This is a genomic window from Streptomyces sp. NPDC014676, from assembly GCF_043084105.1.
Classification (GTDB): Bacteria; Actinomycetota; Actinomycetes; order Streptomycetales; family Streptomycetaceae; genus Streptomyces.
Genome location: NZ_JBIBZI010000020.1, coordinates 45,746 through 72,668, shown reverse-complemented (window position 1 = coordinate 72,668; position 26,923 = coordinate 45,746). Strand labels below are relative to the sequence as shown.

The 26,923-nt window shown below is 69.9% G+C and carries 21 protein-coding genes and 2 pseudogenes; 8 read left to right on the top strand and 15 right to left on the bottom strand.

Annotation, left to right across the window (positions count from 1 at the left end; translation table 11 throughout):
- Positions 1-424 precede the first annotated feature (424 nt).
- On the bottom strand, positions 425-1,564 hold the full coding sequence (locus tag ACF1DX_RS35650) for a phosphatidylinositol-specific phospholipase C1-like protein (RefSeq protein WP_391795298.1): 1,140 nt from the start codon (positions 1,562-1,564) through the stop codon (positions 425-427).
- A gap of 824 nt (positions 1,565-2,388) precedes the next feature.
- On the opposite strand from ACF1DX_RS35650, the gene ACF1DX_RS35645 reads away from it, so the two are divergent.
- Positions 2,389-3,117: a Sua5/YciO/YrdC/YwlC family protein gene (locus tag ACF1DX_RS35645; protein ID WP_391795297.1), complete on the top strand. Its 729-nt coding sequence runs from the start codon at positions 2,389-2,391 to the stop codon at positions 3,115-3,117.
- Positions 3,118-3,572: 455 nt separating this feature from the next.
- Positions 3,573-3,965 (top strand): hypothetical protein, encoded by a 393-nt coding sequence (locus tag ACF1DX_RS35640; protein WP_391795296.1) that lies wholly within the window; start codon positions 3,573-3,575, stop codon positions 3,963-3,965.
- Here the strand turns inward: ACF1DX_RS35640 and ACF1DX_RS35635 are convergent.
- From ACF1DX_RS35635 to ACF1DX_RS35605, 7 genes are all read right to left on the bottom strand, one after another.
- On the bottom strand, positions 3,943-5,139 hold the full coding sequence (locus ACF1DX_RS35635) for an XdhC family protein (protein WP_391795295.1): 1,197 nt from the start codon (positions 5,137-5,139) through the stop codon (positions 3,943-3,945). The genes ACF1DX_RS35640 and ACF1DX_RS35635 overlap by 23 nt on opposite strands.
- 116 nt (positions 5,140-5,255) lie before the next feature.
- Positions 5,256-6,515, bottom strand: coding sequence for an MFS transporter (locus tag ACF1DX_RS35630; protein ID WP_391795294.1), 1,260 nt, complete (start codon positions 6,513-6,515; stop codon positions 5,256-5,258).
- Between the two features lie 199 nt (positions 6,516-6,714).
- Positions 6,715-7,206 (bottom strand): (2Fe-2S)-binding protein, encoded by a 492-nt coding sequence (locus ACF1DX_RS35625; RefSeq protein WP_391795293.1) that lies wholly within the window; start codon positions 7,204-7,206, stop codon positions 6,715-6,717.
- On the bottom strand, positions 7,203-8,072 hold the full coding sequence (locus ACF1DX_RS35620) for an FAD binding domain-containing protein (protein ID WP_391795292.1): 870 nt from the start codon (positions 8,070-8,072) through the stop codon (positions 7,203-7,205). The genes ACF1DX_RS35625 and ACF1DX_RS35620 overlap by 4 nt, the downstream gene beginning before the upstream one ends.
- A complete protein-coding gene (locus ACF1DX_RS35615; protein ID WP_391795291.1) occupies positions 8,069-10,480 on the bottom strand; it encodes a xanthine dehydrogenase family protein molybdopterin-binding subunit in 2,412 nt (803 codons plus the stop codon). Before ACF1DX_RS35615 ends, ACF1DX_RS35620 begins: the two co-directional genes overlap by 4 nt.
- A gap of 5 nt (positions 10,481-10,485) precedes the next feature.
- Positions 10,486-11,502, bottom strand: coding sequence for an MBL fold metallo-hydrolase (locus tag ACF1DX_RS35610; protein WP_391795290.1), 1,017 nt, complete (start codon positions 11,500-11,502; stop codon positions 10,486-10,488).
- A gap of 48 nt (positions 11,503-11,550) precedes the next feature.
- Complete coding sequence (locus ACF1DX_RS35605) at positions 11,551-12,333, bottom strand: enoyl-CoA hydratase/isomerase family protein (RefSeq protein ID WP_344537097.1); 783 nt, start codon at positions 12,331-12,333, stop codon at positions 11,551-11,553.
- Positions 12,334-12,498: 165 nt separating this feature from the next.
- On the opposite strand from ACF1DX_RS35605, the gene ACF1DX_RS35600 reads away from it, so the two are divergent.
- On the top strand, positions 12,499-13,533 hold the full coding sequence (locus tag ACF1DX_RS35600) for a LacI family DNA-binding transcriptional regulator (protein ID WP_391795289.1): 1,035 nt from the start codon (positions 12,499-12,501) through the stop codon (positions 13,531-13,533).
- A gap of 12 nt (positions 13,534-13,545) precedes the next feature.
- On the opposite strand, the gene ACF1DX_RS35595 is transcribed toward ACF1DX_RS35600, so the two are convergent.
- From ACF1DX_RS35595 to ACF1DX_RS35585, 3 genes are read right to left on the bottom strand one after another with little or no spacing between them, the layout of a single operon-like run.
- A complete protein-coding gene (locus tag ACF1DX_RS35595) occupies positions 13,546-14,208 on the bottom strand; it encodes a 3-oxoacid CoA-transferase subunit B (RefSeq protein ID WP_391795288.1) in 663 nt (220 codons plus the stop codon).
- 8 nt (positions 14,209-14,216) lie between these two features.
- Positions 14,217-14,888, bottom strand: a complete 672-nt coding sequence (locus ACF1DX_RS35590) for a 3-oxoacid CoA-transferase subunit A (protein ID WP_391795287.1) — start codon at positions 14,886-14,888, stop codon at positions 14,217-14,219.
- On the bottom strand, positions 14,885-16,087 hold the full coding sequence (locus ACF1DX_RS35585; RefSeq protein ID WP_391795286.1) for a thiolase family protein: 1,203 nt from the start codon (positions 16,085-16,087) through the stop codon (positions 14,885-14,887). The genes ACF1DX_RS35590 and ACF1DX_RS35585 overlap by 4 nt, the downstream gene beginning before the upstream one ends.
- An 81-nt stretch (positions 16,088-16,168) precedes the next feature.
- Between ACF1DX_RS35585 and ACF1DX_RS35580 the strand changes: the two genes are divergently transcribed.
- Positions 16,169-17,053: a LysR substrate-binding domain-containing protein gene (locus ACF1DX_RS35580; RefSeq protein ID WP_391795285.1), complete on the top strand. Its 885-nt coding sequence runs from the start codon at positions 16,169-16,171 to the stop codon at positions 17,051-17,053.
- Positions 17,054-18,152: 1,099 nt separating this feature from the next.
- Here ACF1DX_RS35580 and ACF1DX_RS35575 read toward each other — a convergent pair.
- Positions 18,153-18,644, bottom strand: coding sequence for an FBP domain-containing protein (locus ACF1DX_RS35575; protein WP_391795284.1), 492 nt, complete (start codon positions 18,642-18,644; stop codon positions 18,153-18,155).
- Between the two features lie 70 nt (positions 18,645-18,714).
- Here ACF1DX_RS35575 and ACF1DX_RS35570 point away from each other — a divergent pair, with 70 nt between their 5' ends.
- Together ACF1DX_RS35570 and ACF1DX_RS35565 are read left to right on the top strand one after the other, a co-directional pair.
- Positions 18,715-19,284: a TetR/AcrR family transcriptional regulator gene (locus ACF1DX_RS35570; RefSeq protein WP_391795283.1), complete on the top strand. Its 570-nt coding sequence runs from the start codon at positions 18,715-18,717 to the stop codon at positions 19,282-19,284.
- Positions 19,285-19,371: 87 nt separating this feature from the next.
- The gene (locus ACF1DX_RS35565; RefSeq protein WP_391795282.1) at positions 19,372-20,550 is read left to right on the top strand and encodes a GDSL-type esterase/lipase family protein; all 1,179 of its coding nucleotides are present in this window, start codon (positions 19,372-19,374) and stop codon (positions 20,548-20,550) included.
- 196 nt (positions 20,551-20,746) lie between these two features.
- On the opposite strand, the pseudogene ACF1DX_RS35560 reads toward ACF1DX_RS35565, so the two are convergent.
- The 3 genes and pseudogenes from ACF1DX_RS35560 to ACF1DX_RS35550 all read right to left on the bottom strand — a co-directional run.
- Positions 20,747-21,076 (bottom strand): annotated as a pseudogene (locus ACF1DX_RS35560) (cytochrome P450); the annotation flags it as partial.
- Between the two features lie 485 nt (positions 21,077-21,561).
- Positions 21,562-22,233: pseudogene (locus ACF1DX_RS35555) on the bottom strand (nucleotidyl transferase AbiEii/AbiGii toxin family protein).
- Positions 22,230-22,595 carry a hypothetical protein gene (locus ACF1DX_RS35550; RefSeq protein ID WP_391795281.1) on the bottom strand — a complete coding sequence of 122 codons (366 nt, stop codon included), beginning with the start codon at positions 22,593-22,595 and terminating at the stop codon, positions 22,230-22,232. Before ACF1DX_RS35550 ends, ACF1DX_RS35555 begins: the two are co-directional and overlap by 4 nt.
- A gap of 1,145 nt (positions 22,596-23,740) precedes the next feature.
- On the opposite strand from ACF1DX_RS35550, the gene ACF1DX_RS35545 reads away from it, so the two are divergent.
- Together ACF1DX_RS35545 and ACF1DX_RS35540 are read left to right on the top strand one after the other, a co-directional pair.
- Positions 23,741-24,184, top strand: coding sequence for a hypothetical protein (locus ACF1DX_RS35545; RefSeq protein ID WP_391795280.1), 444 nt, complete (start codon positions 23,741-23,743; stop codon positions 24,182-24,184).
- 57 nt (positions 24,185-24,241) lie between these two features.
- Positions 24,242-26,641: a SpoIIE family protein phosphatase gene (locus tag ACF1DX_RS35540; RefSeq protein ID WP_391795279.1), complete on the top strand. Its 2,400-nt coding sequence runs from the start codon at positions 24,242-24,244 to the stop codon at positions 26,639-26,641.
- Positions 26,642-26,923 lie beyond the last annotated feature (282 nt).

Genomic DNA, 26,923 nt, shown 5'->3' with positions numbered 1-26,923 from the left:
ACGGTCCGCGACGGGCGTGTGGGCGTAGGGGCGGTGCCGCCGCGTCGGGTGTCCGGCGGCACCGTAGGGTCCGGTTCTGCCCGGCACTCGGCCGGGGTCGGGACACCGCCGGTGCCGTGACCCGCCGCGTTGTGTTCAGCCGCGTTGTGCCGCGACCAGCACGGGGCCGCCCGGCGCGGTCGCGAACTGCCGTGCGTCCCGCAGGCCCTGGAAGGTCAGGGCGTTCCCCTGCGGCCGCGTCACCAACGCCGCGGCACGCCCGGAAGCAGAATCCCGGATCGGGCCTCGATGCCGAGCCACCACGACTGAGGGCCGCGGCGTCCGGGTGGGCATGTGCCGAAGGTGCCGCCGGGCACGGGATGTGTGCCCCTCCGCGCGGCGTGCGGCCGCACATCCCGTGGCAAGGCGGTGCTCGCGGAATGCCTCAGTGCTCCAGTCTCTCGTGACGACAGTTCTTCGGGGCGGACACCGGGTTGCAGCGTGCGGCGTGCGGGCCTGGCAAGGAGACGAAGAAGTCGCGGTCGTAACGAGCGGACATGCCGGCCGCCGGGAAGTCGGTGGAGACGATCTGGGCACCGCTGTCGAGCGCCGCCTCACGCATCGCGGTGTCGCGGTTGAGAACCGTGCCCATCGGTACGTCGGAACGGGTGCGCACGATGTATCCGCGTTCGACCAACGACGAGATCTCGGCCGCGTTCGCGCCCAGCGGGTCGTTGCGCTTCATGAAAGCGGCCGAGGGAGTGCCCGGTTGGGAGTCGGTGAACAGCACGCGCCCTTCGAGGTTCGGGTGGCCGGCCAGGTAGGCGGTGCGGACGTCGTTGGTGTTGTCCATCGCGAACATCACCTTGCCGGCCGACCGGGCCACCGTGGGCCAGCCGTGCTTCAGGACCGACTGCTCGAGAGTCAGGCCGGGCCGCCTGACGTCGTCGGGAGTGATCAGGTGCCGGGCGTCGAAGACCGAGCGGATCTCACGCTCGAGCGTCCGGAAGGCCGACTCCTCCCACGGTGCGCTCTCGACGCCGCCCAGCCGTTCGAAGCGGTCCTCGCTGGCCTTGAACTCCAGCATGATCAGCAGTGGGACATGCCCGGGGTTCTTCTGCGACCAGCCGCGGACCTGCTTCAGGCACTCGGTCAACTGGACGCAGGTGGTGTTGTAGTCCGCGTCGACCATGTGGAAGACCTTCGTACCGGGCTTTTCCCAGGCCGGGTCCTCGAGCGGCGGGAGTCCGGCGTCCTTGCGGACCAGCGGCCAGCGGTACAGGCCGCCCTTCGGATCGGGTACGACATCGAGTTCGATCGAGCGGACCTCCTGCTCGTCCAGCTGCTGGGCCAGCGGCGCGTGAGAGTAGAACAGGTTGCTCGCTCCGGGGTCCACCTCCATCTGAGCACGCTGTTCAGCACCGGAGAGCTCACGGTGGTAGCTGTTGTGCGTGGCGATCACCTGGAGTTCGTTGATGCGGGTGCCGTCCACGGTCGCCGCTGCCTGCGACGAACCGGTCGACATCGTCAGTGTCGTGAGTCCGGTGAAGGCCGCGGCGACGGCCAACCAGCGGGGGAGAGACATGCGGTTCCTTTGCGACTGAGGGGAGATGGCCACCGGCCATCCGCCCCACCGTGCAAAGACGGGGTGGACCCGTCGTATCGTCAGGCCGCCGATCAACGATCCCGCGAGTGAACCCTGATCGTCCGGACGGACCGCCCGGCCATCGTGCCGGCCGCGCACGTCTCGGACCCGCTGCGGTCCGGTCCGTGCAACCGCCTGCGGCGCAGGCCGTGAGGCGGCGACCGCGGCCAGGCGCAACCGAGCGGCGCACGCCTGCGGCGGCCGTCCCGGTGGCCACCGACCAGCTGAGCCGTACCGGTCGGACATGCCGCCTCCGCTCGTGGCCGCGACGAACGGATCCGTGCCTCGGACAGCTCCCGAGGCGCGGATCCGAACGACCTCGCGGAGCGCCGAGCGCTCGCGCGGCTCGCTCCGCACCTGCAACCGCGCGAGAGGCGCCCCCTCCGTGACCTGCTGCCGGAGGCCCTCGCGTCCGTCCGTGCCCCCCTTGACGACGGGGCCTCACGGTAGGGGCGTTGGAGTCCGCCGTCACGGCTCCGGCGGCTGCGGGGTGCGCCGGGGCGTCCGGTATGCCCGATGAGGGCGTGCGCGCTCCCGGCGTTGCCGAGCTGTGCGGCGGCATCACGTTCGGCCTCGGGGAAGTCGCACGTACGCCTCATGGAAACTGCATCGTGGTACCCCTTGCCACGAAGCGGTAAAAGACGGATGCTCTTCCTCGTCTGATTCCAGGTGACCTGTGTACACCGGAACGGCTACCGGTGCGTGCACCAGGCACCGGTCCGGGATGCGGGCAAGCGTCCCGCGCTACGAGCAAGGAGGCTCGAATGGGCAGGCACGACATCCAGGCTGACGCGAAGCGTGTCCTCGAAACGATCACGGCGGGCGGCGCGGCCATCCTTCCCGGTGACATCGGATACGGGGCGTGCGCGAGCTCGTCGGAGGCACTGCACCGGCTGTTCGTCGCCAAGCGCCGCGCACCGCACAAGCGGCACGCGATGGTCGGCAACTATGAGCTGCACCGCGAGGTGCACCGACTGGGTCGCATGGAGCAGGAAATCGTCGACGCGGTCACCATCGACGCCGGTCTGCCGCTCGCCGTCATCGCGCCCTTCCGGGCCGACCATCCCGTCGTCGCGGCGGTCGAGTCCGAGACGCTGGCCGCCAGTACGGTCGGGGACACGCTCGCGATCCTCGTCAACGGCGGCCGCTTTCAGGACGAGGTCGTCCGCCTCACCCACAGGGCCGGGATTCCGCTGCTCGGCTCGTCGGCCAACCTCACCGGCACCGGCACCAAGTTCCGCGTGCAGGACATTCAGCAGCCGATCCTGGACGCCGTGGACCTGGTGATCGACTATGGGCTTCGCAAGTACCACCACTACCGGCGCTCGTCGACCATGATCGACTTCAGCACGATGGAGGTCGTCCGCATCGGGACCTGCTACGAGCTCATCAGCGACATCATGGCCACCCAGTTCGGCATCCGGCTGCCCGACGACCCGGGACGCGACGTCCTGCCCTCCGGCCACCTCCGCGAGCAGGCCGCCGCGAGCTGAGCGAGTCCCGCGTCCCCGGGGAACGGCGACGTCACCACGGGGCGCCCGCCGGCCCTCCGCGGCCGGGCGGGCGCCCCGGCGCACGGCCTCCGCCGGAACGTGCCGTCGGCGAGGAACCGGTCCGAGCGCAGTCCGGACATCTGGGCCGGTGTGCCGGCCGGTGTCCACGAGTGCCGTGGCCCGTCGGTCACGGCCTGTCCGGCCACGTTCCGCTCGCGGACGCGGTCAGCCGGTGCGCGGGGCAGCGCACACGGACTGCATCGCCTCGGTGAGCGCCTCGCGGTGAAGTCTGTCCAGCCTTGCGGAAACGGCTCCCGATGCGGTGGCCACCGCGAGTCGCACCGCGCACGCGATCGGTTGGTCGCGCAGTGCCCCCCGTGCTCTTGAGCTCGCGCGGCAGCCCCGGGGTCAACAGGTCGAGCCGTGTCCGGACCGGCCGGAGGTCCGGGCCGGTGGTGGGTACCTCCCCCGGGTGCGCGGACCATTCGTACGTCCTGCCGCGCGACGCCGGACCGTTGATCGCGCAGGGGATCGTGGACCGGCGGCTGTTCGACGTGACGCGACTGGTGCGTTCGCAGCACGACGACGCCGGCCGCTCCAGCGTGCCGCTGATCGTCAGCTACGACAAGGGACGGTCCTTCCCGGAGAGTTCGCTGCGCGGTTCGGGCGCGACCGTCCGGCGCGACCTGCCCAGCGTCAACGGTGACGCGCTGCGCGCCCGCAAGTCCGAGGTCTCCACCCTGTGGGAGACGGCCCTGCGTCCGGCTCGCCCCGTCGATCCCGGTCGGCGGGGCGCAGCCATCCCGGCGAGCCGGCGCGGACCGGTCAGGGAGCGTCGGCAGTGGTGAGGACACCGGCTGGAATCGCACATGGCCATGGCCTGCCTGCGCGTCGGCTCGTCAGCGCGTCGTCGTGGTGCAGGGGAACCTGCCCCCCAGTGAGCGGGACTCCGCTGCCTCCGCGCCGGGTCGCCACGATCTCCGAGGCGATGGACACCGCTACCTCCTCCGGGGTGCGGGCCCCGAGGTCGAGGCCGATCGGGGAGCGCAGCCGGGCCAACTCCGTATCGGTGAGGCCCGCCTCACGCAGGCGCTCGTTGCGGTCGAGGTGGGTTCGGCGGGATCCCATGGCACCCACGTAGGCGACCTGCAGCCGCAGCGCGAGGTGGAGCAGGGGCACGTCGAACTTGGGGTCGTGGGTGAGGACGCACAGGACCGTGCGAGCGTCCACGTCCGTGCGTTCGAGGTAGTGGTGCGGCCACTCGACGACGATCTCGTCCGCGTCGGGGAACCGGGCGGCGGTCGTGAACACGGGGCGCGCGTCGCACACGGTGACGTGGTAGCCGAGGAATTTGCCCATCCGGACGAGTGCCGACGCGAAGTCGATCGCGCCGAAGACGATCATCCTCGGTGCCGGTACCGAGGATTCGACGAGGAGCCTGAGGGGGGCGCCGCAGCGGGAGCCCTCTTCTCCGATCTCCAGGGTGGCGCTGCGGCCGGCGTCGAGGAGGGCGAGTGCCTCGCCGGCGACGGTGCGGTCGAGTTCTGGGTGGGCGCCGAAGCCGCCCTCCCGACGGCCGTCGGGACGCACCAGCAAGGCCCGGCCCATGAGTCCGGCCGGCCCGGCCACGATCCGCGCGAGTGCCACCGCCTGTCCGGACGCGGCCGCCGTCAGAGCGGTTTCCAGCACGTCGCGCACCGCTCGGTCCCCGGACCGAACCGGCGTCACGAGAATGTCGACGACGCCGCCGCAGGTCAGGCCGACGGCGAACGCTTCGGCGTCGCTGTAGCCGAATCGCTCCAGGCGGGCGCGTCCGTCCTCGAGCGCCTCACGGCACAGTTCGTAGACGGCGCCCTCCACACAGCCGCCGGAAACCGATCCGATGATGGTTCCCGCACTGTCGACCGCGAGGGCCGCGCCCGGCTGCCGCGGCGCGCTGCCGCTGACAGCGACCACTGTCGCCACGGCGAAGTCGAGTCCCCGCTCTACCCACCGGTTCAACTCGTCGGCGATGTCCAGCACTGCCGCTCTTCCTGTTCTCACGCGGGCCGCTGCCCGAGTGGTCTCTTCGTCGCGGGTGCGGTCCGTGTGCGTTTGCGGCAGCTCCCCTCGGTGCCGCAAACCGAACGACCGCTCTGTCAACTGGTGGCGAAATCGGCCTCGATGTCAGCCATGGCCCGGCCGCGCCCCTCCTTGAACGCCCATCCCATGACGGCGAGGATGGCGAAGAGAGCGGCTCCCGAGAAGACGAGGATTCCGTATCCGTACACCGGGTAGACGGCGGCGGCGATGAGCGGCGGGAAGAACGAGAGCCCTCGCCCGAGCTGCAGTGAACTGCCGACGCCCAGCGAACGGACCCGGGTCGGGAACTGCTCGGAGAAGACCAGGCCGAAGGCCGCGGCCACGCCGGTGCCGAAGTACATGATGAAGATCGGCGGCAGGCTCAGGAAACCCTTGGCGTCGGTCTCCAGGACGATACCGAGCAGGACGCTCCCGACGGCGGCGATGGACGCCATGACGGACCAGGTGAGACGACGTCCGATGCGGTCGGCGAGGAAGCCGCAGGTCACCGACCCCAAGAAGATCGAAAGACCGACGGTCACCGTCCACCAGGCAGCCTTGCCGAAGCTGAAACCCTGCACCTCGATCAGATACTTGGGCAGCAGAGCGGCAACACCGTAGAAGGCGAAGAACTCGACAGCGCAGGCCATGAGGCAGAGGAAGAAAGGCTTGAGAAAGAGCTTCGAGCGCACCAGCTTCCAGTCGGTCGACACACGTTCGCCACGAGACTGCGCTTCCCACTCGTCGGACTCGGGAACAGCGAACCGCGCCAGGATCGCCAGGAGGATGGGCAGACACGACACGGCGAAGACCCAGCGCCAGCCGATGGCGGGAAGAAGGTATCCGCCGACCAGAGCGGCCAGGGCCAGACCGAGCCCCACCCCGCTGTAGAGGGCGGCACCCCACCAGCCACGCTTGCTCGCCGGCATGGCTTCCGAGACGAGAGACTGGCCCACTCCGAATTCTCCGCCCAGTCCGATCGCGGCGAGGATGCCGAATACGACGAGCATGTTGTAGTCGGTCACGAAGGCGCGGGCCAGCGTGAACACGCCGAAGACCACGATGGTGATCATCAGGACGCGACGGCGTCCGATCCGGTCTCCGAGGTACCCGAAAACGACGCCTCCGACCGCTATGCCCAGCAGTTGGAGCGAGAGCAGGAGTGCGGTCTGCTGCGACGAGAGTCCGAATTCCGCCGCGATCGGCACGATCAGGAACGTCATGAGCGCGATTTCGTAGTAGTCGAAAAGCCACCCCGCGAACGCGGTGAGCCACGCAAGGAACTGCGGGCGGGTGACTTTCTCTCTCTCGCGTACTGTGGTCTCACGGGTCTGCATGATCCTGGCCCCATCTTTCGGGAGTACGCCGGACATCAGAATTACTCGTCTTTCCGGCATGCGGGTGGTACTGCGCTTTTTCTGCTCCTACACGGTGCTGGTGTATCTGAGACTCGCCGTCCGGTCTCATACGGAAATGCAAGGCGGGGCAGCGGCTGTCGCTACGGGACCGCCGGCCATATGAGGGGGAAAGGCGGTGTCAGAAATCTTCGTGATCGCCTGCGGCGACCATGGTGGCGGCGCGCTGGACGGCCTTGACGATGTTCGCGTAGCCGGTGCACCGGCACAGGTTTCCGCTCAGCGCGTCCCGGATCTCCGTCTCGTCCGGGTGCGGGATGCGCGCAAGCAGGCTGATCGTCGAGAAGACCATGCCCGGAAGGCAGAAACCGCACTGGAACGCGTACTGCTCCATGAAGGCGATCTGGACCGGGTGGGGGCGGTCGAGGGTGCCGAGGCCCTCGAGGGTGACGATCTCGGACCCGCGCGCCCGGCCGGCGAGCATGAGGCAGGTCTTGACGCACTCGTCGTCGACCATGGCCGTGCAGCTGCCGCAGTCGCCGTTCCGGCACCCCACCCTCACCCCGGCGACACCGCACCTGCCGCGCAGGGAGTCGACCAGCGTTTCGGCGTCGTCGATCTCGGCATGAGCGGGCTTGCCGTTGAGGGTGAAGGTGACTTCCTCGCTGCTCATGGTTGCTCCATTCCTGAGGGGAGCCGCGCGAAGGCGTGCCGCGATGCGCGCGACGCGACGGTGGCGGCGACTCGGCGCCGGTACGAGCCGTCCGCTCGGATGTCCGCCCAGAAGTCGTCCTCGGCGAAGGCGGACATACGGTCTTCCAGGGCATCCCGCAGCCGGCGCGGATCGTTCGCCACGCCGACGGACACGTGGATCTTCCAAGGCACCCCCAGGACTCCGCCGAGGGTGAGTTCGGCCGTTCCGTCCGCCAGGACGGTGCAGGAACAGGTCACGACGGGCCAGGAGGACTCCGCGAACTTGAGCTTGTAGTAGCCGTGCGCCACGGCCTCGGGGCGGAGCGGGAGAACGACCTCGGTGACCAGTTCGTCGGGACGCAGGTCCGGATGTTCGGGACCGGCCAGGAACTGCTCGGCCGACATCGTGCGGGTGCCGCGCGATGAGGCGAGCGTGACGTGGGCGGCGTGGGCGACGAGGACCGCCGGCGCGTCCGAGTACGGGCGTGCGCAGACCAGCGACCCGATGATCGTGCCCTGACTGCGGATCTGGATCCCGCCCGTGATGCCCTTGGCCATCAGGTGGAGGAGGGGCATGTACCGCTCGGCACACGGTGTGTCGAGAAGTGACTGATAGCTGGCGGCGGGGCCGAGACGAACGGTGTCCTCGTCGTGCCACATGCGGGGGATCTCCAAGTCACCCAGGTCGACGATGTCAGTGGGATCCACTTCGCGCCGGGTGAGTCGGGGGACCGCGATGGTGCCGCCGCCGACGACGAGGGCGCGCCCGTCTCTCGCCTCCACCTCCGCCAGCGCGGTCGTGGCCTCGATGACGGTGCGCGGTCGGACGATCCGCCGGTCGCTCATGACTCGGTACCCCCGTGCGCGCGGGCGAGCAGGTCGAGGACCCGGGGCGGGGTCAGGGGCAGCGCCGTAGGGGGCGGGCAGCCGGGGCCGAGCGCGTTCGCCACGGCGTTGAGCACAGCGGCCATCGTGCCGCCCACCCCCGCTTCACCGGCACCCTTGGCACCGAGCAGGGTGTGCGGCGACGGCGTCTCGATGTGCTCGACGACCATGCTCGGCAGGTCGTTGGCACGGGGCAGCAGGTAGTGCTTGAAGGTGCTGGTGAGAGGGCTGCCGTCAGCGTCCGACAGGCTCTCCTCGAAGAGGGCCAGGCCGGCTCCCGTAGCCATGGCGCCGTGCATCTGGCCCTCCACGAGGGTGGGGTTGATGACCCTTCCGCAGTCGTGCACCGCGACCAGGCCGGTGATCGTGGTCTTCCCCGTGGCCAGATCGACGAGCACCCGCGCCACGTACACGCCGCTGGAGACGTACGGGTACGTGTAGCGGTACTCCTCGTTGTCGTTGAGGCCCCGCTGTGTCTGCGGGACGTAGGAGCGGGTGGCGGCCAGGTCCGCCGCGCCGGCGGCGGAGCGCAGGTCGGAGCAGAGGTCGGCGAGAGTCATGACGGGACGCCCGTCGACCTCGACCCGTCCCTCGACGAAGGCGATCTCGTCGGGGCGGGCGCCGGTCCGTTCGGCCGCCCGCGCGCGCAGCCGGCTCGCGACGTCCCGCGCCGCCAGGACGACGGCAGCTCCGCCCACGGCCGTCGCCCTGCTGCTGGCATGGCCGGTCCCGGGCGGGACGCGGTCGGTGTCCCCCTGGACGACCGTGACCACCGCGCGGGTGGTGCCCAGTTCGTCAGCGGCGAGCTGGGCGAGCGAGGTGTCGTTGCCTCCCCCCGGATTGGTGACGCTGCTGCGCACCTCGACACGGCCGTCGGCGTTCACCGAGACCGTGGCGGTCTCGGGGACCGGGGCCGTGGGACGCGCTGCCGTGCGCAGCGGGCCCGAGGGATGGCCTCCGCCTTCGGGGGTGATCTCGAAGGCGATGCCGACACCCTCGACCACGTCGCCCTCCGGGTCCGTGGCGCGGGTTCCCTTCGCCGGCCGGTAGTCGGCCAGGGTGAGCGCGCGGTCGAGGAGGGCGCCGAAGTCGCCGCTGTCGATGAGGTAGCCCGAGGGCAGACGGTGGGGCAGCCGGTCGCTCGGCAGCAGGTTCCGCCGGCGTACGTCGGCGGGATCGAGACCGAGGTGGGCGGCGACCATGTCCACGAGCCGCTCGATGACCACGATGGCGGTGTCCTTGCCGTAGCCGCGGCAGGAATGCCAGGGCGGCTGGTTCGTCAGAAGGACGCGTGAACGGATCTCCACGGCCGGGATGTCGTAGGCACTGGGGAAGGTGGCCGCTGTCACGTAGGCCATGCGCCAGCCGGGCGAGGTGGAGGCCGCGCCGACCGGGATGGTGATGTGGTCGCGCAGGGCGAGGAGGCGGCCCTGGTCGTCGAAGGCGACCGCGGCGTGGTGGATCTGCTCGCGTCCTCCCCCGAGGAAGCATTCGGCCCTGCTCTCGACGAACTTGACCGGTCGGCCGGTCAGCCTGCTGAGGAGACAGACGAGGGGCTCCTCACCGAATCCGGTCATCTTCAGACCGAACGATCCACCGACCTGGGGTACCACCACGCGAATCGAGTCCTCGGGCATCTGCAGCACCGTGGAGAGTTCCCAGCGCAGCTGGAAGGGCTGCTGATGGGAGGCGTGCACGGTCAGCCGGCCGTCGGCGTCCCAGGACGCGAGGTAGCCGCGCGGTTCCATCGGCGCCGTGCTGCTGCGGGCGATCCGCACGGTGCTCTGCAGGGTATGGGGCGCCGACGCGAACGCGCTGCCGGTGTCGCCCCGGGTGAAGTCGTTGGCCGCCAGGACCAGGTCGGCGAATCGCTCCTCGGCACCGGACGGGTCCACGCCCAGCTCGTCGGGGTCCAGGACGGGCCGGAGTTCCTCGTAGTGCACGCGCACCGCGGCGGCGGCGGCCTGGGCGAGAGGCGCGGACTCGGCGACGACCACGGCGACGGGTTCGCCGAGCCAGCACAGTTCGTCGACCGCGAGTGCCGGGACACCGAACGTGCGAGCGTCGATGTCCTCGGGGTTCTGGACGTAGGGCATGGGGGCCAGGTGCCGGGCGGCCTCCCGGCCGTCGAGGGCGGCCACCACGCCGTCCATGGCGAGAGCCTGACCGACGTCGACGCCCAGGAGTTTGCCGTGGGCCACGGGGCTTCGTACGACCGCCATGTGCAGGGTGCCGGCGGGTTCGATGTCATCGAGGTACGTGACCCCCCCGCTGATGAAGGCGAAGGCGTCGTACTTGGGCCAGCGCGCGCGCTCGATCTCCGCGCGTGTCGGTGAGTTCTCCGGGAGAACCCCGGCGGTGGTGCTCACGGCTCTCACGCTTCCGGGTCACGGACGGGCGCGTCGCCCCGCTCGATCGAGGAGCACGGGTCGATGTAGGCCTCACGGTCCTTGATGATGCGGTGGCCGTAGGAGGAGGGGTTGAGCCGCAGCATGTCGTCGAATGCCGCCGCCTCGTCGACGAACGCCGCCTCCGGACCGTTCTTGAGTTCCTCGTAGGCCCGGTGCAGATTCAGCACGAAACGCTCCGGGTGCTGCCACTCGGCGTACTCGCCGAGGTCCTGCTGCCGGGCGGCCTCCAGGACGGACAGGCCGGCGTCCAGGGTCTTGGCCGCCGTGTCGGTGACGAAGGAGAAGTAACCGAGCCACTGATCGAGCACCTCCGGACCGCAGACCGTGCCGTGGCCCGGGACGATGACGCGCGGGTCGAGGGCCTTCATGGTGTTGAGTGCCCGCACCGATCCGGCGGTGGAGCCACCGTGGGTGATCGGTGTCGCGTCGTGGAAGAGCACGTCCCCGGCGAACAGCACGCGTTCCTCGGGCAGCCAGACCACGATGTCGTTGTTGGTGTGGGCCGGGCCGACGAAGATGAGTTCGGCCCGATGATCGCCGACGTACAGTTCCAGCTTCTCGTCGAAGAGGAGCTGCGGGGGGCGCACCTTCAGGGATCCCCACGGGACGACCGGGTCCTGGTCCGTGGGCTTGAGTCCTTGCGTGACCACGGCGTCCCGGCAGAGGCGGTGGGCCACGATGCAGGCATCGTCGAAAACCACGTTTCCGAAAGTGTGATCACTGTGGTGATGCGTATTGATCAGAACCTGAGGCTTTTCCACGCCGGACCTGCGCGTCATCGCCTCACGGAACAGGCGGGTGCGGTCTTCGGTGAGCGCGGTGTCGATCACCGCGAGTTCATGGCCCGAATGGACGAAACCGGAGTTGTTGAGCCCCCAGCTGCCGTCATGGTGGAGATAGGCGTAAATGCCGTCTCCCACTTCCACCAGACTGGGCTCCTCGACGTAGCCGCGATAAAACTTGTTCCAACTGGAGGCCATCATCCGCTCCTGATTTCAAGTCCGCTCGGTCGTTGACGGGGTGGGCGGTCAGTTCTCGCGCATACGGGCCAGGCCTTCGAGCGCCAGACCGTAACCGAGGAGACCGTGCAGCTGTCCTCGCAGGGTCTCGGTCACCACGGTGCGCGTGTACCGGCGGACGAGCCGGGGCTGCTTCAGCAGCTCCGCGGCCAGTTCCCGGGCGCGGTCCAGGAGTTGGTCCTCGGGAAGGATCTCGTTGACCAGGCCGAGGTCCTTGGCCTCGGCCGCCTCGATCTTCTGCCCCGTGTACAGGAAGTACCGGCCGCGCGTGGGCCCCATCAGCAGCGGCATGACGATGTGCATGCCGTCTCCGGGGACCATCCCGCCGGCGAAGTGGGCCGTGTCCTGGAAGTACGTGGAATCGGTCGCGAGCACGATGTCCGACAGCAGCGGGATCTCGGCGTGCCGCACCGCGGGACCGTTGATCGCCGCGATCACCGGTGCCTCGATCGACAGAAGGTTGGGGAGCAGGTGCTTGCCCTCCCACAGGATCGGGTCGTAGTGCGACGGAGTCATGCTGTTGCGGTTCGGGTGAGAACCGGGCTTGATCGCGGGGCCGCTGAAGGCGTCGCCCGTGCCCGTCAGAATAATGACGTCATTGTCGCGGTCCCGTCCTACCTGCGCGAAGGCGTCCTCGAATTCGTAGTGTGCTTGCAGGCTCCACTGGAGGGGGCCGCCGTCGGTGTGGAACCGCATCGTCAGAACGCCATCGGAAGTGCGCTCCATGTCGATCGTCTCGTAGCGGTCCTTGTACTCCTTGAACTGCGACGACGGGCGCTGGAAATGGGTCATGCTCGCGTTGGTCCCAGTCACTGTGGCCTCTCCTGTTCATTGCCTCACGGCAGGCTCCGCGCTATTCGGTAGGGCAGAACGCTAGAAGCGTGTTACATGGCAGTCAATCGTTTGATATAAAAAGTTCATCAGGTCGGACGCAACAGAGCCGCAGCGGAGGCGACGATGACAACGGACCGCAAGCCGACCGGACCACGAAGGCCCACTCTGGCGGACGTCGCGGCGGCCGTGGGTGTCCACACCAGCCTGGTGTCGCGAGTCCTGCGTGATGATCCACGGGGCTTCGCCTCAGCCGAGACCCGCAGCCGCATCCTGGAGGCGGCGGAATCGCTGGGATACCGCGCCAACGTGGCGGCCCGGGGGCTGCGCAACGCGCGCACGACCACACTCGGGCTGTTGCTGCCCGGCTTCACGAGCCCGATGTATACGGCCCTCGCGAAGAGCGTGGAAGAGCATGCCGCCGCGAGAGGCTACGGTCTGGTCCTGGGGACGCACGCGGCGGGCGACCCGCACGAGACGATCACGAACATGCTGATGCAGGGGCGCGTGGACGCGATGCTCGTGGCCTCCGGGCGGATCGAGGACAAGGCCCTGCGCCGGCTCGCCGAGTGGGCGCCGCACCGGGTGGTGCTCCTGAACCGGCAGGTACGAGCGGTGAAAGCCAGTGTGGTGTTGCGCGACGGCGACGCGGCGGCTCTCGCGGTGCAGCGTCTGGCGGATCTCGGCCACCGGCGGATCGGCGGCATTTTCGGCCCGCCGTCCCTCGACACCATGGTCCGGCGCCGGCACGGGTTTCGGGAGGCGATGCGCTCGGCCGGAGCCGATGCGCTCACCGTCTCGCTCGAAGGGCGTGACTACGCCGCCGGCTTCAGCGGTGCGCAACGGCTTCTGGCGGCTGAGGCGAACCGACCGACCGCGATCTTCGCGGCGACTTTCCCCATGGGAGTGGGCGCGCTCGCGGCGGCCCGGGCGATGGGCCTCGCGGTTCCCGGGCAGCTCTCGATCATCGCTCTGCACGACGACGATCTGGCCGGCTTTCTGACGCCGGCGCTCACGACCGTCGCTCTCCCGGTCAAGGAACTCGGCATCCAAGCGGTCGAACTCGCCCTGGACATGGCCGCGGGAGGGGAACCACGCAGAGTGGTGGTTCCCCAGAGCCCTCATCTGATCGAACGCGCGTCGACCGCGGCAATTCGGTGAGGACTGCGCGTCTCACGGCTTGGTGGCATCCAGCAGAGGTATGTCCAGCCGTGCGGCGAGCTCGTCGAAGGTGGTGCCGAAGGTGTGCGTGACGCTGACTCCCCGGGGCGCGATGTCGAACACCGCGAGGTCGGTGTAGACGCGGTCGACGCAACCGAGCCCGGTGAGGGGGTAACTGCATTCGCGCACCAGCTTGGGCATGCCGTCCTTGGTGAAGAGAGTCATCACCACGAACACCTGCTTGGCGCCGATCGCCAGGTCCATGGCCCCGCCGACGGCGGGGATGGCATCGGGCGCCCCGGTGTGCCAGTTCGCCAGGTCACCCCCGGCGGAGACCTGGTAGGCGCCCAGCACGCAGATGTCCAGGTGCCCACCGCGCATCATGGCGAAGGAGTCCGCATGGTGGAAGTAGGCCGCCCCGGGCAGCTCGGTGACGGGTACCTTGCCGGCGTTGGTCAGATCCGGGTCGACGTCGTCCCCCCGGGCGGCGGGGCCCATGTTGAGCATGCCGTTCTCGGTGTGCAGCACCACACCGGTGCCGGGTGGCAGGTGGTCGGCGACGAGTGTCGGCTGGCCTATGCCGAGGTTCACGAACGCGCCGTCGGGGATCTGCTCGGCCACCAGGGCCGCGATCTCGTGCTTGTCCAGCGGGGCGTTCCTGTGCGATGTGCCCATGGCCGGGTTCATGTCCGATCCACCTCCTGCACCACTCGGTCGACATAGATGCCGGGGGTGACCACGGCCTCCGGATCGAGCTCGCCGGTCCCGACGATCTCACGTACCTGCGCGATCACCGTGGTCGCCGCGGTCGCCATGACCGGTCCGAAGTTGCGGGCGGTCTTGCGGTAGACGAGATTGCCCAGGCGGTCGGCGCGGTAGGCACCGATGAGCGCCACATCGCCCCTGATCGGGTACTCCAGTACGTAGGTGCGGCCGTCGATCTCCCGGGTCTCCTTGCCCTCCGAGAGGAGGGTGCCCACCGCGGTGGGACAGAAGAAGGCTCCGATTCCCGCGCCCGCGGCCCTGATCCGTTCAGCGAGGTTGCCCTGCGGGACGACCTCCAGTTCGACCTTTCCCGCCCGGTACAGCTCGTCGAACACATACGAGTCCGCCTGGCGGGGGAAGGAGCAGATCACCTTGCGGACGCGTCCCGCGGCGAGCAGGGCGGCGAGTCCGGTGTCACCGTTGCCGGCGTTGTTGGACACCACGGTCAAATCGGCGGCGCCCTGTCTGAGGAGCGCGTCGATCAGCGCCACCGGCATGCCGGCCATGCCGAATCCCCCGATCAGCACGGTCGAGCCATGCCGGATTCCGGCGACCGCTTCGTCCGCGTCGTCGTACAGCCGCGCGCTCATCGCTTCCTCCCCGTCACGTTCTCGAGTACGACGGCGAGGCCCTGACCGACACCGATGCACAGGGCCGCGACACCCCACCGGTCGCCGGACTCGCGGAGCCGGTGGGCGAGGGTGCCCAGGATCCTTCCTCCGGACGCGCCCAGGGGGTGGCCGATCGCGATGGCTCCGCCCTTGGTGTTGACGATGTCCGGATCGACTCCCCAGGCGTCGACGCACGCCAGCGACTGCACGGCAAAGGCTTCGTTGAGCTCGACGGCGGAGACATCGGCCCAGGAGACGCCGGCGTTCTTCAGCGCTCGGGCGGCCGCTTCCACCGGTGCGAACCCGAACATCTGCGGGTCGAGCGCGGTCGCGGCACGGCCGGCGATCCGGGCGAGAGGCGTGTCGCCGATGCGGGTGGCGGCGTCGGCGGATCCGAGCAGCACGGCCGACGCACCGTCGTTGAGAGGGGAGGCGTTGCCGGCCGTGATGACACCGTCGGGCCGGAAAGCGGGCTTGAGCCCGGCGAGCTTCTCGACCGTGGAGCCGGGACGGATTCCCTCGTCCCGGTGGACGGTGCCGGCGGTTCCCGTCTCGACCGGCACGACCAGATCGTCGTAGAAACCCGCGTTCCATGCCTGGTCGGCCAGGGTGTGGGAGCGGACCGCGAAGGCGTCCTGGCGTTCGCGAGGAATGCCGAAACGGTCGCCGAGCTGTTCGTTCGCCTCCCCCAGGGAAACGGTCCACTCCTTCGGCATCCGCTCGTTGACCAGCCGCCAGCCCAGCGTGGTCGACACCGCGGTGACGTCCCCCGCGGGGAATCCGCGCGCGGGCTTGGGGAGGACCCAGGGTGCCCGGCTCATCGACTCGGCTCCGCCGCAGAGCACGATGTCGACGTCGCCCGTCTCGATGGCACGTGAGGCGATGATGGCCGCGTCGAGCGAGGATCCGCACAGGCGGTTCACCGTCGTGGCCGGAACGGAGGTGGGGAGACCCGCCAGCAGGGCGGCCATCCGCCCCAGGTTGCGGTTGTCCTCACCGGCGCCGTTGGCGTTGCCCCAGACGACGTCGCCGATCTCAGCGGGATCCAGCTCGGGTGTCTTGGCGAGGACCCCGCCGATGGCCTGCGCGGCGAGGTCGTCGGGCCTCACCTCCGCCAGGGCGCCGGCGTACCGTCCGAAGGGCGTTCTCGCTGCCGCGTATACATAGCTTTCGGTCATTCCGTCACCGTAGGGATGCGCACTCCATCGCGTCCAACACTCAATTCTTATGGATTGATAAGACCGTGTTATAAAAATTTGATGGAGATTCGTCAGCTCCGGTACTTTCTCGCCGTCGCCGAGGAGTGCCATTTCGGACGCGCGGCAACCCGCCTGCACGTGGCGCAACCGGCCCTGTCCCAGCAGATCAAACAGTTGGAGGGCGAGCTGGGCGTCCTCCTGTTCGACCGGACCACACGGCACGTCGCACTGACGGAAGCCGGCCGGCAACTCGCCGATCACGCCCGGACCCTCGTCGGAGGGGAGGAACGCGCGCGCGCCCACATGCACGAGCTGGCGGCAGGGCGGGCGGGCCGTGTCTCCGTCGGGTTCATCGGGACGGCGACCTACGACCTCCTGCCGCGGGTCGCGCGGACCGTGAGGGCACAGCTCCCGGCGGTGGCCATGGACCTGCGGGGGGAGGTCCTCGCCCCTCGGCTCATCGAGGGGCTGCTCGACCACACCTACGACCTGGTGGTGGTCCGGCAGGCTGCGCCCGGCGAAGGCGTCCACGTCACCGCGCTGCGTTCCGAGCCTCTCGTGGCGGTGCTCCCGTCCCCTCATCCGCTCGCGAGCCGCCGCGTCGTGGCTCTGGAGGAGCTGGCCGGCGAACCGTTCGTGATCCATCCCTCCCAGGCACGCTCCTCCATGTACGACCGGGTGCTGGCGGCGTGCCGCCGCGCCGGCTTCGAACCCTCGCCCCTGGTGGAGGTCAGTGAGACGGCGACGTTGGTGGTGTTCGTGGCGGCGGGGCATGGCGTGGCCCTCGTTCCCCAGTCGGTGCGAAGTCTCAGCCTGGAGGGCGTTACGTACGTGTCATTGGCGGATCCCGAAACGGTCGACCTTCTCCTGGTACGCCGGGCCGGTCGCAATTCCCCTGCCACGGCCCACGTCGCCGCGGTGATCGAGCAGTGCGTGCGCGGCTGACGACGCCGAACTCGACTTCGCGCGGCGACGCTTCGGATAAAGCCACCTCGATGACGCCTTGCCCCCTGGCCGCCGCAGGGACCGGCCGGCACCTGTGGGGATCCGACACCTCCGACCGGGGCCCGAGTCGTACGAACTCATGCCCCGGCGGGGTGTTCGCAGGTGAAGCGGCAACCACCAGAGGCTGCCGTCCGGGCCTTCGGCGTCGGTGACGTCTTCGCCGGCTGTTCTGTGTGGCCGGCGTGTCCTGAGCGGTGCCCGCACTGATCCACGTGTTGAACCGTCACCGTAGGTGCCCGCGTCCCGTGAGGCGATCGTGCGTCTGTGGCCTCCACCTGCGCGCTCCCCGAGCCGGTCCGCAGTCACTTCGTGGCAGCCGCCGGGGCAGGTTCAGTCCGCCGGCCGAGCGCTGCGCCTCACCGCACGTCCCGCACTCCCACCCTTTGGGTGCTCCTGGCCGCCCTGATCACCTGCGGTGTCGGTCGACGGGCTGCCGTCGACGGCCAGCATGGCTGCGCCCAGGCTGATCACGTGCTCCACGTGCTCCTGGCGGCTCGGCACATCCGCGCCTGCTGTCGTGAGCCGGGCTTCCCGGTCGGCGAGGGCATGGGTGAACGGTCAGCGACTACCACCCCGACTTCCGGCTGATGGGGCGAGTCACCATCGTCGGCGACCGGCCGTATTGAGGCGCGATGTCCTCACCCTGACGACATGGTGCCCCGCGGGTCTGCACCGGTGCCGGACGAGTGCGGCCCCGCGGGCCCTCAGTCGTGGCATGCCGGTGGGCGAGGGTGCGAATCCGCTGGTCACTCGGCGTGCGTCCCCGGCCGGGAAGGGAACCTCGGACCCGCACCCTCCTCGACGGTCTCTTCGGACACCGGCGCGGGCCCCCGTCGCCGGCCGACGGCAGAACGAGGCGCGCTGTGCTCACCGGGCCCGTGTCTTGCCAGCCCGAACCGATCGCGTCCCGACCCGGCCCCCTGCCGCTGGCCGCCCGGCCGGCCCAGCACCGCGGCCGACCCGGACCGCCAGGCCACCGCGCCGCCACCCCGGGTACTCGTCGTCCGACGTGTTGACCGCGCGTGCGCGCCTGATCGTCTCAGGAACTGACCCTGGTGATGAACGCGGCGAGGTTCCCGGTGGTCCGCTGGATCTTTTCCTCCAGGGTGAGCGTCTCGTGGAGCTGTGCGCCCATGCCCATCTCCTTCTTGCCTCGCAGATACAGCGAGCAGGCCAGGTCGCTGCATATGTAGACGCCCACCGTGTTGCCCTGTTGCCCGGCCTTGCCGGTCTTCGCCGCGACCATGAGGGAGACGCCTCCGGAGTGCGTGGTCATGCAGATCGAGCACATGCTGCGTCGAGTCTGCCAGGCGGTGGCACCGGTGCTGCGCAGGGCGAGGGCCGTCGGCCGGCCCTCGAGTTCGGTGACGAGGTAGGCCCGGTCGGGAGCCTGAGGATCCCGCCAGCCGAGGAAGTCCAGATCGTCCCACGGACGCTCGGCCAGATCGCGGGGCACGGACAGGCGCTTGGCCTCGCCTTTGGTGCAGTTCACGAACGCCCTGCGGATCTCTTGCTCGGTGAGTGCCTTCATAACGGCAGGCTAATTTGCCTAAAGCTCATAGGCAAATCCATAATGACTATAGATCAACGGAAGGGTGGTTATGGCACGAGCAGGGCTTACTCCGGAGCGCCTGATCCGGGCGGGGGCGGAACTCGCCGACGAGGTCGGGTTCGACCAGGTGACCGTCTCCGCGCTCGCTCGGCGGTTCGACGTGAAGGCGGCGAGTCTGTACTCGCACGTCAAGAGCTCGCGGGACCTCAAGACGCGGATCACGCTGTTCGCGCTGGAGGAACTGGCCGACCGGGTCTCCGACGTCCTGGCCGGCCGGGCCGGCAAGGACGCCTTGGTCGCGTTCGCGGGCGCCTACCGCGATTACGCCCGGGAGCACCCCGGACGCTACGACGCCACCCGGCTCAGACTCGACTCCGAGATGGCGGCCGCCAGCGCCGGTGTCCGGCACGCCCAGATGACACGCGCCCTCCTGCGTGCCTACCACCTGGCGGAGCCGGAGCAGACGCACGCGGTACGCATGCTGGGGAGCGTTTTCCACGGCTACATCAGCCTGGAACTGGCCGGAGGTTTCAGCCACACCGAAGTCGATTCGCAGGAGTCCTGGCTCTGGACGCTGGACTCGCTCGACGCTCTGCTGCGCAACCAGGGCGGCTCCTGACCGCCGGATCACACATCACGGGACGTGCGGGTTCCACCGCGCCGAGTGCCCGTGATCCATGCATCTTCGACGATAGGACCGGAATTCATGAGTACCGAGTACGGCTGGACCGTCACCCCCATCACCGCTGACGTCCTGCGCGGCTTCCTCGATCTCGAACCGACCGCGCGTGGTCTTCTTCCGCACCGGCTGCCTGCCTGGGCGCGCCGGCAGATCCCCGACGAGCAGCTGACGCTGGCCGAAGCTCAGCCGTCCGGGGTACGGCTCGTCTTCCGCACCAGGGCCACTGCCGTCGAACTGGACACCCTGCCCACCAAACGCGCCTACCAGGGTTTCCCGGCCCCCGCGGACGGTGTCTACGACCTGCGGGTCGACGGCCGCCTGGCGGGCCAGGCCACCGTGCCCGGCGGCAATGTCCGGGTGATCACCGACATGATCACCCAGACCTCCGAACTGCACGAGGGACCCGCCGGCACCGCACGCTTCACCGACCTGCCGGCGCACGACAAGCACATCGAGATCTGGCTCCCGCACACGGAGATCACCGAATTGATCGCCCTGCGCACCAACGCTCCCGTCGCACCCGCATCGGACGGCGGACGCAGAGTGTGGCTGCATCACGGCAGTTCCATCAGCCACGGCTCCAACGCCGCCCATCCGACCGCCGTATGGCCGGCACTGGCCGCGGCCCTGGGCGATGTGGAGCTGGTCAACCTCGGATTCGGTGGCAGCGCGCTGCTCGATCCGTTCACTGCCCGCGCGATGCGTGACACCCCGGCGGACCTGATCAGCGTGAAGATCGGCATCAACATCGTCAACACCGACGCGATGCGCCTGCGCGCCTTCGGCCCCGCCGTCCACGGATTCCTCGACACCCTCCGTGAGGGTCATCCGACCACACCGCTTCTGGTCGTCTCGCCCGTCTGGTGCCCGGTCCAGGAGGACACCCCCGGCCCTCTCATGCCCGACTTCTCCGACGGCACCCTGAAGTTCAAGGCGACGGGCGACCCTGCCGAACGGGCCGCAGGGCGCCTGACGCTCACCGTCATCCGGGAGGAACTCGCCCGGATCGTCACCCAGCGGGCCGCCGAGGACCCGAATCTGCACTACCTCGACGGCCGTGACCTCTACGGGGAGAAGGACTACGACGAGTTCCCGCTCCCCGACGAGGTCCACCCCGACCCCGATGGGCACCGACGCATCGGCGAGAACTTCGCACGACTCGCCTTCGGCGAGGGCGGCCCCTTCACCGCCGACAACGCCTGACCTGTCACGGCCACTGTGTCCCGGTAGGCAGCGCCGACGCGTGGCACTACGACGCGGCCGACAGCGGCCAGGGTGTGGCGCTTGAAGCGAGCCGGCTGAAGAGACGGCGCCTCCGGCCGGCCGATCGGGGCGCCGGAAACCAGGTGCGGGACCGGGACCAGCGGCCGAGCGACCACTGCCGCGGCGTTCGTCGGGAGCGTGCCGTGATTCGGACCGGTGCGGGTCCCACGGCCATCAGCGTGATACCCGCTCCCGGTGGCACCTCTCCCGCCTGCGTGTCCGTGAACTCGAACTCCCGTAGCAGGACGGCCAGTCCGAGCACCGACTCCAGCATCGACACATGCCGGCCGATGCACGCCCTCGGGCCGCCGCCGAAGGGGAACCACGCGTAGCGCGGGCGACCCGCCTCCGCCTCGGGCGTGAAGCGGGCCGGGTCGAAGCGGTCGGCATCCGGCCAGTGGTCGGGGTGCCGGTGGGTGACCCAGGGGCTGGCGGAGATGTCGACGCCGGCGGGTATCCGTACGCCCGTTCTGGGTCACTGGACGCCACCGGTTCGCGATGCCTGCCCGGCTCGTGCTGGACGACACCGGGGGTCGCCGTGGACGCCGGGCGTCAGGAACGGGCTGATAGCGACGACCTTCAGCACCGCGAACCAAGCAGTGCGCGGTCGGCCGTACCCGCGCCCGCCGTTTCGCCCCGGGGGCCCGGTGGCCGGAACACGCCGCCCTTGTCACCTGGTAAGTCAAGAGGCCTTGCAGGAGTGCCGGAAACGGCTCGTCGAGGGCGCGAGCAGGTCTTCTGCAGCCGGGGCCTTGGCGCCACAGGCGTGGGCGTCGTCGCACAGGCCGCCGGTGTGTCGCAACCGACGCCGTGCGACGGGTCGCGCCACACCGTGCGAACGGCGGTCAGGGCCTGTCGTCGGATCGGGGCTGAGGAAACACACTCGGGGCCGGCCCGCGGGGCGCGGCGCGCTCGCGCGGACATGAACCGCCGCGCTGACCCGGAGCGGGATCAAAGATCCTCGGGTTCTTCCTCCGCCTGCAGGCGTGCGCCGATGTCGGTGGCCCACTGCAGAGCCCAGGCCCGCAGGGCGTCGATCTCCTCGGGCCGAAGGCCGTAGTCGGCGTAATCCTGATCACCCCACCACTCCGCTCCGACGAGGCGGTCGCGAAGGTCCTCGAGGCTGAAGGCGTACCCCGCATGGCGCCGACCGAGGTTCTCGAGGTCCGCTCTGGACCGGCGTCGAGAGGCGGCGTGGACATCGATCAGGTCGCGCACCGCGCCTCTGTCGGCGAGTGCCCGCACCTTGGTCCCGATGACATCGTCCAGTGACAGCACCGGGCCGTACTCGCTCGACGTCGGTGGATGCCAGAGGACCTCCTTCAGGACGTCGATCTCACACTGCTCCCCCGTGCCGGGGGCGGTGGCGAGGAGCCGACCGGTCAGCGCCCTGATCTCGATCTGTTCGACCTGTCAGCCACGCTCCGTGAGCCCGTCGCTCACCGAGCGGACGATGTCGCCGATCGGCGCAGGATTCTCGGTGGCCACGTCGACATCCTGGGAGAGGCGGTCCACCAAGCCGTGGACCTGCACGGCGCAGCCGCCGGTGAGCGCGAGAGGGAAGGGGGTTCCGATGTCGAGAATGTCGGCGAGGAGACGACGATGCAGCGCGGAGAGCTTCACGCGGCAGTGGCTGCCCTGTCCGTGGGCAGTTCGGGGAAGCGGTCCTCCCACGCCTCGCGGAGCGGACGGCTGATCAGCGTCCGTAGGACCGGCCACTGGGCGACGAGCAGGTCGCGGTTGAGGAGGGCGATCAGGTCCTGAGACTGCCCTTCGGCCAGCACCGTGCGGTACAGGCTCATCCGGGAGCGGGGCTGGCCGAGCCCGTAGGTGCGGCGGCCGGACCAGGCGACGTGCAACGGCAGGTCCACCGTGCCGGCCACCGGACCGGTGTGCTCGTCCAATGACGCGGGAAGCCGCAGGGAGCACTGCCGGCGCAGCAACTCGTATGCGCTCGGTGCCGGGGATGAAGGGGACGCGGACATGCCTCCCAGTATCACCCCCGAGCATCGGCGTGACCACACAACCCGAGCCCCCGGCCGACCATGTGGCGCCTGGCGACCAGGCCGAGCGGTGGGTCGCCGCCTCCGGCACCCCCGGGCGGTCTCCGCAGACCGGCCGCACGACGCGTGAAAGGGTATCTGACGCGGAGACAAGCGGAGTTGACCAGGCCGGTTGGCCGGCACCCGCGAGCGGTTTCGGTCGCGGGTGCCACGGGGCAGAGCAGGCGGCTGGACGCGCGGGGTGCGTGCACAGACGGTGATGCGGCGGCGATCGGCTCACGCCCTGCGTACAGCGGTGCCTGACCGTTCAGGTCGCGCGCGGTGGTGACACCGTTCGCGGGGAGCAGCGGCAGGTCGATCTCTGCCTGTCCGCTGCCGTGCGCGTGGGAGTCGATGAAGCCCGGGACGACGAACTTGCCGCGTTCGTCGACCGGTTGGGCGTCCGCGGGTATGCGCACTTTTCGAGCGGGACCGACGGCGGCGGTCCGGTCGCCTCGCGCCGGCCCGGCTGTCGACCGGCTCGGCCGACGGCGCGGTATTGTCGCCGTTCGGTCGCTTCCGTCGCTGTAACCATCGTTCACTCCACTGGAGCGGGCAGGGAGTGCACCCCTTGCGACCAGGCATGACGGACGCGCCGGGGCTCCTTCGGGGCTACTGCCTGACGAGCCAGACCGTTCCCTCGGTCGGCAGTCGGTCGCTCACGGTCGTCGAGGCGGTCAGTACCCGGACCCCGGACGGAAGGGGCACCGGCTCGGCGGTGAGATCGGCCAGGACCTCGACGGAGCCGTTGGCGAAGCGCAGCAGCCCGGGCGGCGAGCAGCCGGCGCAGCTCAGGTCGTGAAGGGGGAGGGGCCGCGCACGGCTGTCGGGCCCACCCGCGGGTCCGGCTCCCGGAGCGCTACGGCGAGAACACGGTTGGCCATCGCGCTGTTCTGCTTCCTCGGGATCCAGTACGCCGCCCGGGCCTCCCGGATCCTCGCCCTCAAGGACCTCCATCCGGGCACCGGCGAGGTGGGCCTGCTGCTCGTGGCCACCGGGGCGAGCGTGACGGCTTCCCTTCCGCTCATCACGTTCCTGACGCAGCGCCCCGGGGCACGCCGCGTCGCCCTGCGTCCCGGCTCAGCCTGGTGGCCACACCCCCGTGCTGTCCGAGGCCCCCGACTGGCCGACGGCACTGGACCGACGACGTCCCCGCCGCCTCGTCCGGGCCGGTCGCCGAGCAGAAGGAGGGCAAGCGCCGTCGCGGGTTCACCCGACCGACCCAGGCAGTGCTCTGGCTCGGCTGCGCCATGGTCTTCGCGGAGCTCGTCGAAGGCTCCATGAACGACTGGTCCGCGCTCCACCTGGAGGACATCACCCAGGGGTCGCCCCGGGTGGCGCCGCTGGGCATCGCCGCCACCCCGATCGTGATGGCCGTCGCGCGCCTCTTCGGTGACGGCTGGCGCAGTCCGGCTCAGGGACGATCACACCTGCGCGGAAGTGCGGCGGCTGCGGCGACCGCGCGATGCCTCGAACCGGCTGCGCGTGATCACAGGGGCACTCGCCGCCCCTGCTGGTCGGCAGTGCTGTGAGGCCACGTCGCCACCCGCCGGTTGATTGTTCACTGCCCCGGGGCCACTCTGGAAGGCATGGATGACGGTGTCATCGCGTCTCCCGGAGTGCACATGTGCTCCGGGGACCCGGGTGCGCCCCTCGCCGTGACGGATGCTCGCGGCCGTGTCGTGGCCTGGAGCACCAGTGCGTCCCTCTTGGTCGGTCTCGACTCCACCGAGGCCGTCGGCCGCCCGGTGGCTGACCTGCTGGGGACACAGCCCCAATGGTTGACCGGCCCGGACGAATGGCACGGCACGCTCGGGATCCGGCGCCCGGAGAGTGACAGCCGGCAGGTGCCCGTACGGGCGTCTCGCCTGGGCGGCGCCATCGGTGAGGAACCGCTGTGGCTGCTGGCCCGGGAGACGGAGGAGACGTTTCCGACGGGCCAGACGCTGACGCACTGGTTCCAGACCGAGTGCCCCGTCGCGGTGGCGATCTACGACGTCCACTTGCACTGCGTACTGCAGAACGGGGAGATGCGGCGATTGCTGGGCGTATCCGATGAGGAGCACGTCGGTCAGCGCTTGTCCGCAGCCCTGATCGGGGCCGGAGCCAAGGAGTGGGAAGCACGGATGCGCCGGGTGCTGGAGACCGGGCGGTCGGATGAGGGCCCCCTCGTGCGGGGCACGACCACGCCCGACCTCGTTCGTGAACGGCGTCTCACCGCCTCCTTGGCCCCCCTGCGTGGCCCGGCGGACCGAGTGGTCGGCGTGTGCGTCACGGTGACCGACACGGCCGAGCGGCGCAGCGCTCAGGAGCGACTGGCGCTGCTGAACGAAGCCAGCATCAGCATCGGCCGCACCTTGGATGTGATGCGCACCGGGCAGGAACTGGCCGATCTGGCGGTCCCGCGGCTTGCCGACTTCGTGTGTGTCGACCTGGTGGACGCGCTCCTCACGGGTGAGGAGCCCCCGCACGGTCCGGCCGCGGGGGCCGAGCTGCGCCGGGTGGCCAACCGGTCCATTCACGAAGGCACACCCGAAGCCGTGGTCCCCGTGGGCGACGTGGACTTCTACCCGGCGAACTCGGCGCAAGCCCACTGCCTGGCCACCGGGCGTTCCGTGCTGTACCGGACCCCGAGCGAGGCGGCCTGGGTGCTGGAGGACCCGCTGCGCACGGCCAAGGTGCGGGAGTACGGATTCCATTCCTGGATGACCGTGCCCGTGGATGCCCGCGGTACGACGCTGGGTGTGGCGATGTTCCTCCGGTCGCGGCACTCCAAGTCCTTCGACGACGAGGACCTGTCCCTGGCGGAGGAAGTGGTGGCCCGAGCCGCGGTCTGCCTGGACAACGCCCGGCGTTTCACACGGGAGCGCGCGGCGGCCCTGACCTTGCAGCGGAGTCTGCTGCCTCAGCGACTTCCCGAGCAGTCCGCCGTGCAGGCGGCCTTTCGCTATCTACCGGGCGCTCCCGAGCTCGGTGTGGGCGGCGACTGGATCGACGTCATTCCCCTGTCCGGGGCGCGGGTGGCCCTCGTGGTCGGCGACGTGGTCGGTCACGGCCTCCAAGCCTCGGCGACCATGGGCCGGTTGCGCACCGCGGTGCGCACCCTCGCAGACGTCGACCTGCCTCCGGACGAACTGCTGACCCACTTGGACGACCTCGTCATCCGACTGGCGTCCGAGTCCGAGACAGGTGCGGAGGGCTTGGCCGCGAGCGAGATCGGAGCCACCTGTCTGTACGCCGTCTACGACCCGGCATCCGGTCGCTGCTGCCTTGCCCGCGCCGGCCACCCCCTCCCGGCCGTGGTGCGGCCGGACGGGACGTCCGCTCTCCTGGACCTGCCGGCCGGCCCTCCCCTCGGTCTGGGCGGACTGCCGTTCGAGTCCACCGAGGTGGAGCTGCCGGAGGGCAGCCTCCTCGCGCTCTACACCGACGGTCTGATCGAGTCCCGGCAGCAGGACGTGGGCACAGGACTTGAACGGCTGCTGCGCGAACTGTCGGGCGGCCACGCCCCGCCGGACGCCCTGTGCGACCAGGTCGTCGAAGCGCTCTTGCCGGACCATCGAACCGACGACGCCGCGCTGCTGCTGGCACGGGTTCGGCAGCTCGACGCCGACCGGGTCGCCACCTGGGATGTGCCCGCCGACCCCGAAGCGGTGTCGGGAACCCGCGCACACGTCGTCCGCCAATTGCACGACTGGGGGTGTGAGGCGGCCGGGTTCGTCACCGAGCTCGTGGTCAGCGAGCTGGTGACGAACGCCATCCGCTACGGCGGCACTCCCATCCAACTACGCCTCATCCGCGACCGGTCGCTGATCTGCGAGGTGATCGACGGCAGCAGCACAGCGCCGCATCTGCGCAGAGCCCGAGTGTTCGACGAGGGCGGCCGTGGCCTGATGCTCGTCGCGCAGCTCACTCAGCGCTGGGGCACACAGCAGACGCCGTACGGCAAGGTCATCTGGTGTGAGCAGACGCTTCCTGCCGACGTCTGAGCCGTATGCCTCCGCACATGCCGGTCGCGGCCGCCCGGAGGGTTCCCCGTGCCCGTTCATTCCAGCCATGTGCCCTACGGGCGGACAGGCGCGGGGACGGGCAGCCGGCCAGGCCGCGTTGGCGGTGTCGTCTGGCCGGTGGTGCCCGTTGCGGTCGCCGCGAACCGCGTACGGGCACCGCGCATTCGAAGCGGGAAGGCCCCGGTGAGCAACCGACTCGTCCCTTCTCCGCGGTCCGTGAGAAGGAAGGTGAGGGAACACGGTGTCTCGCCCGCAGCCCTC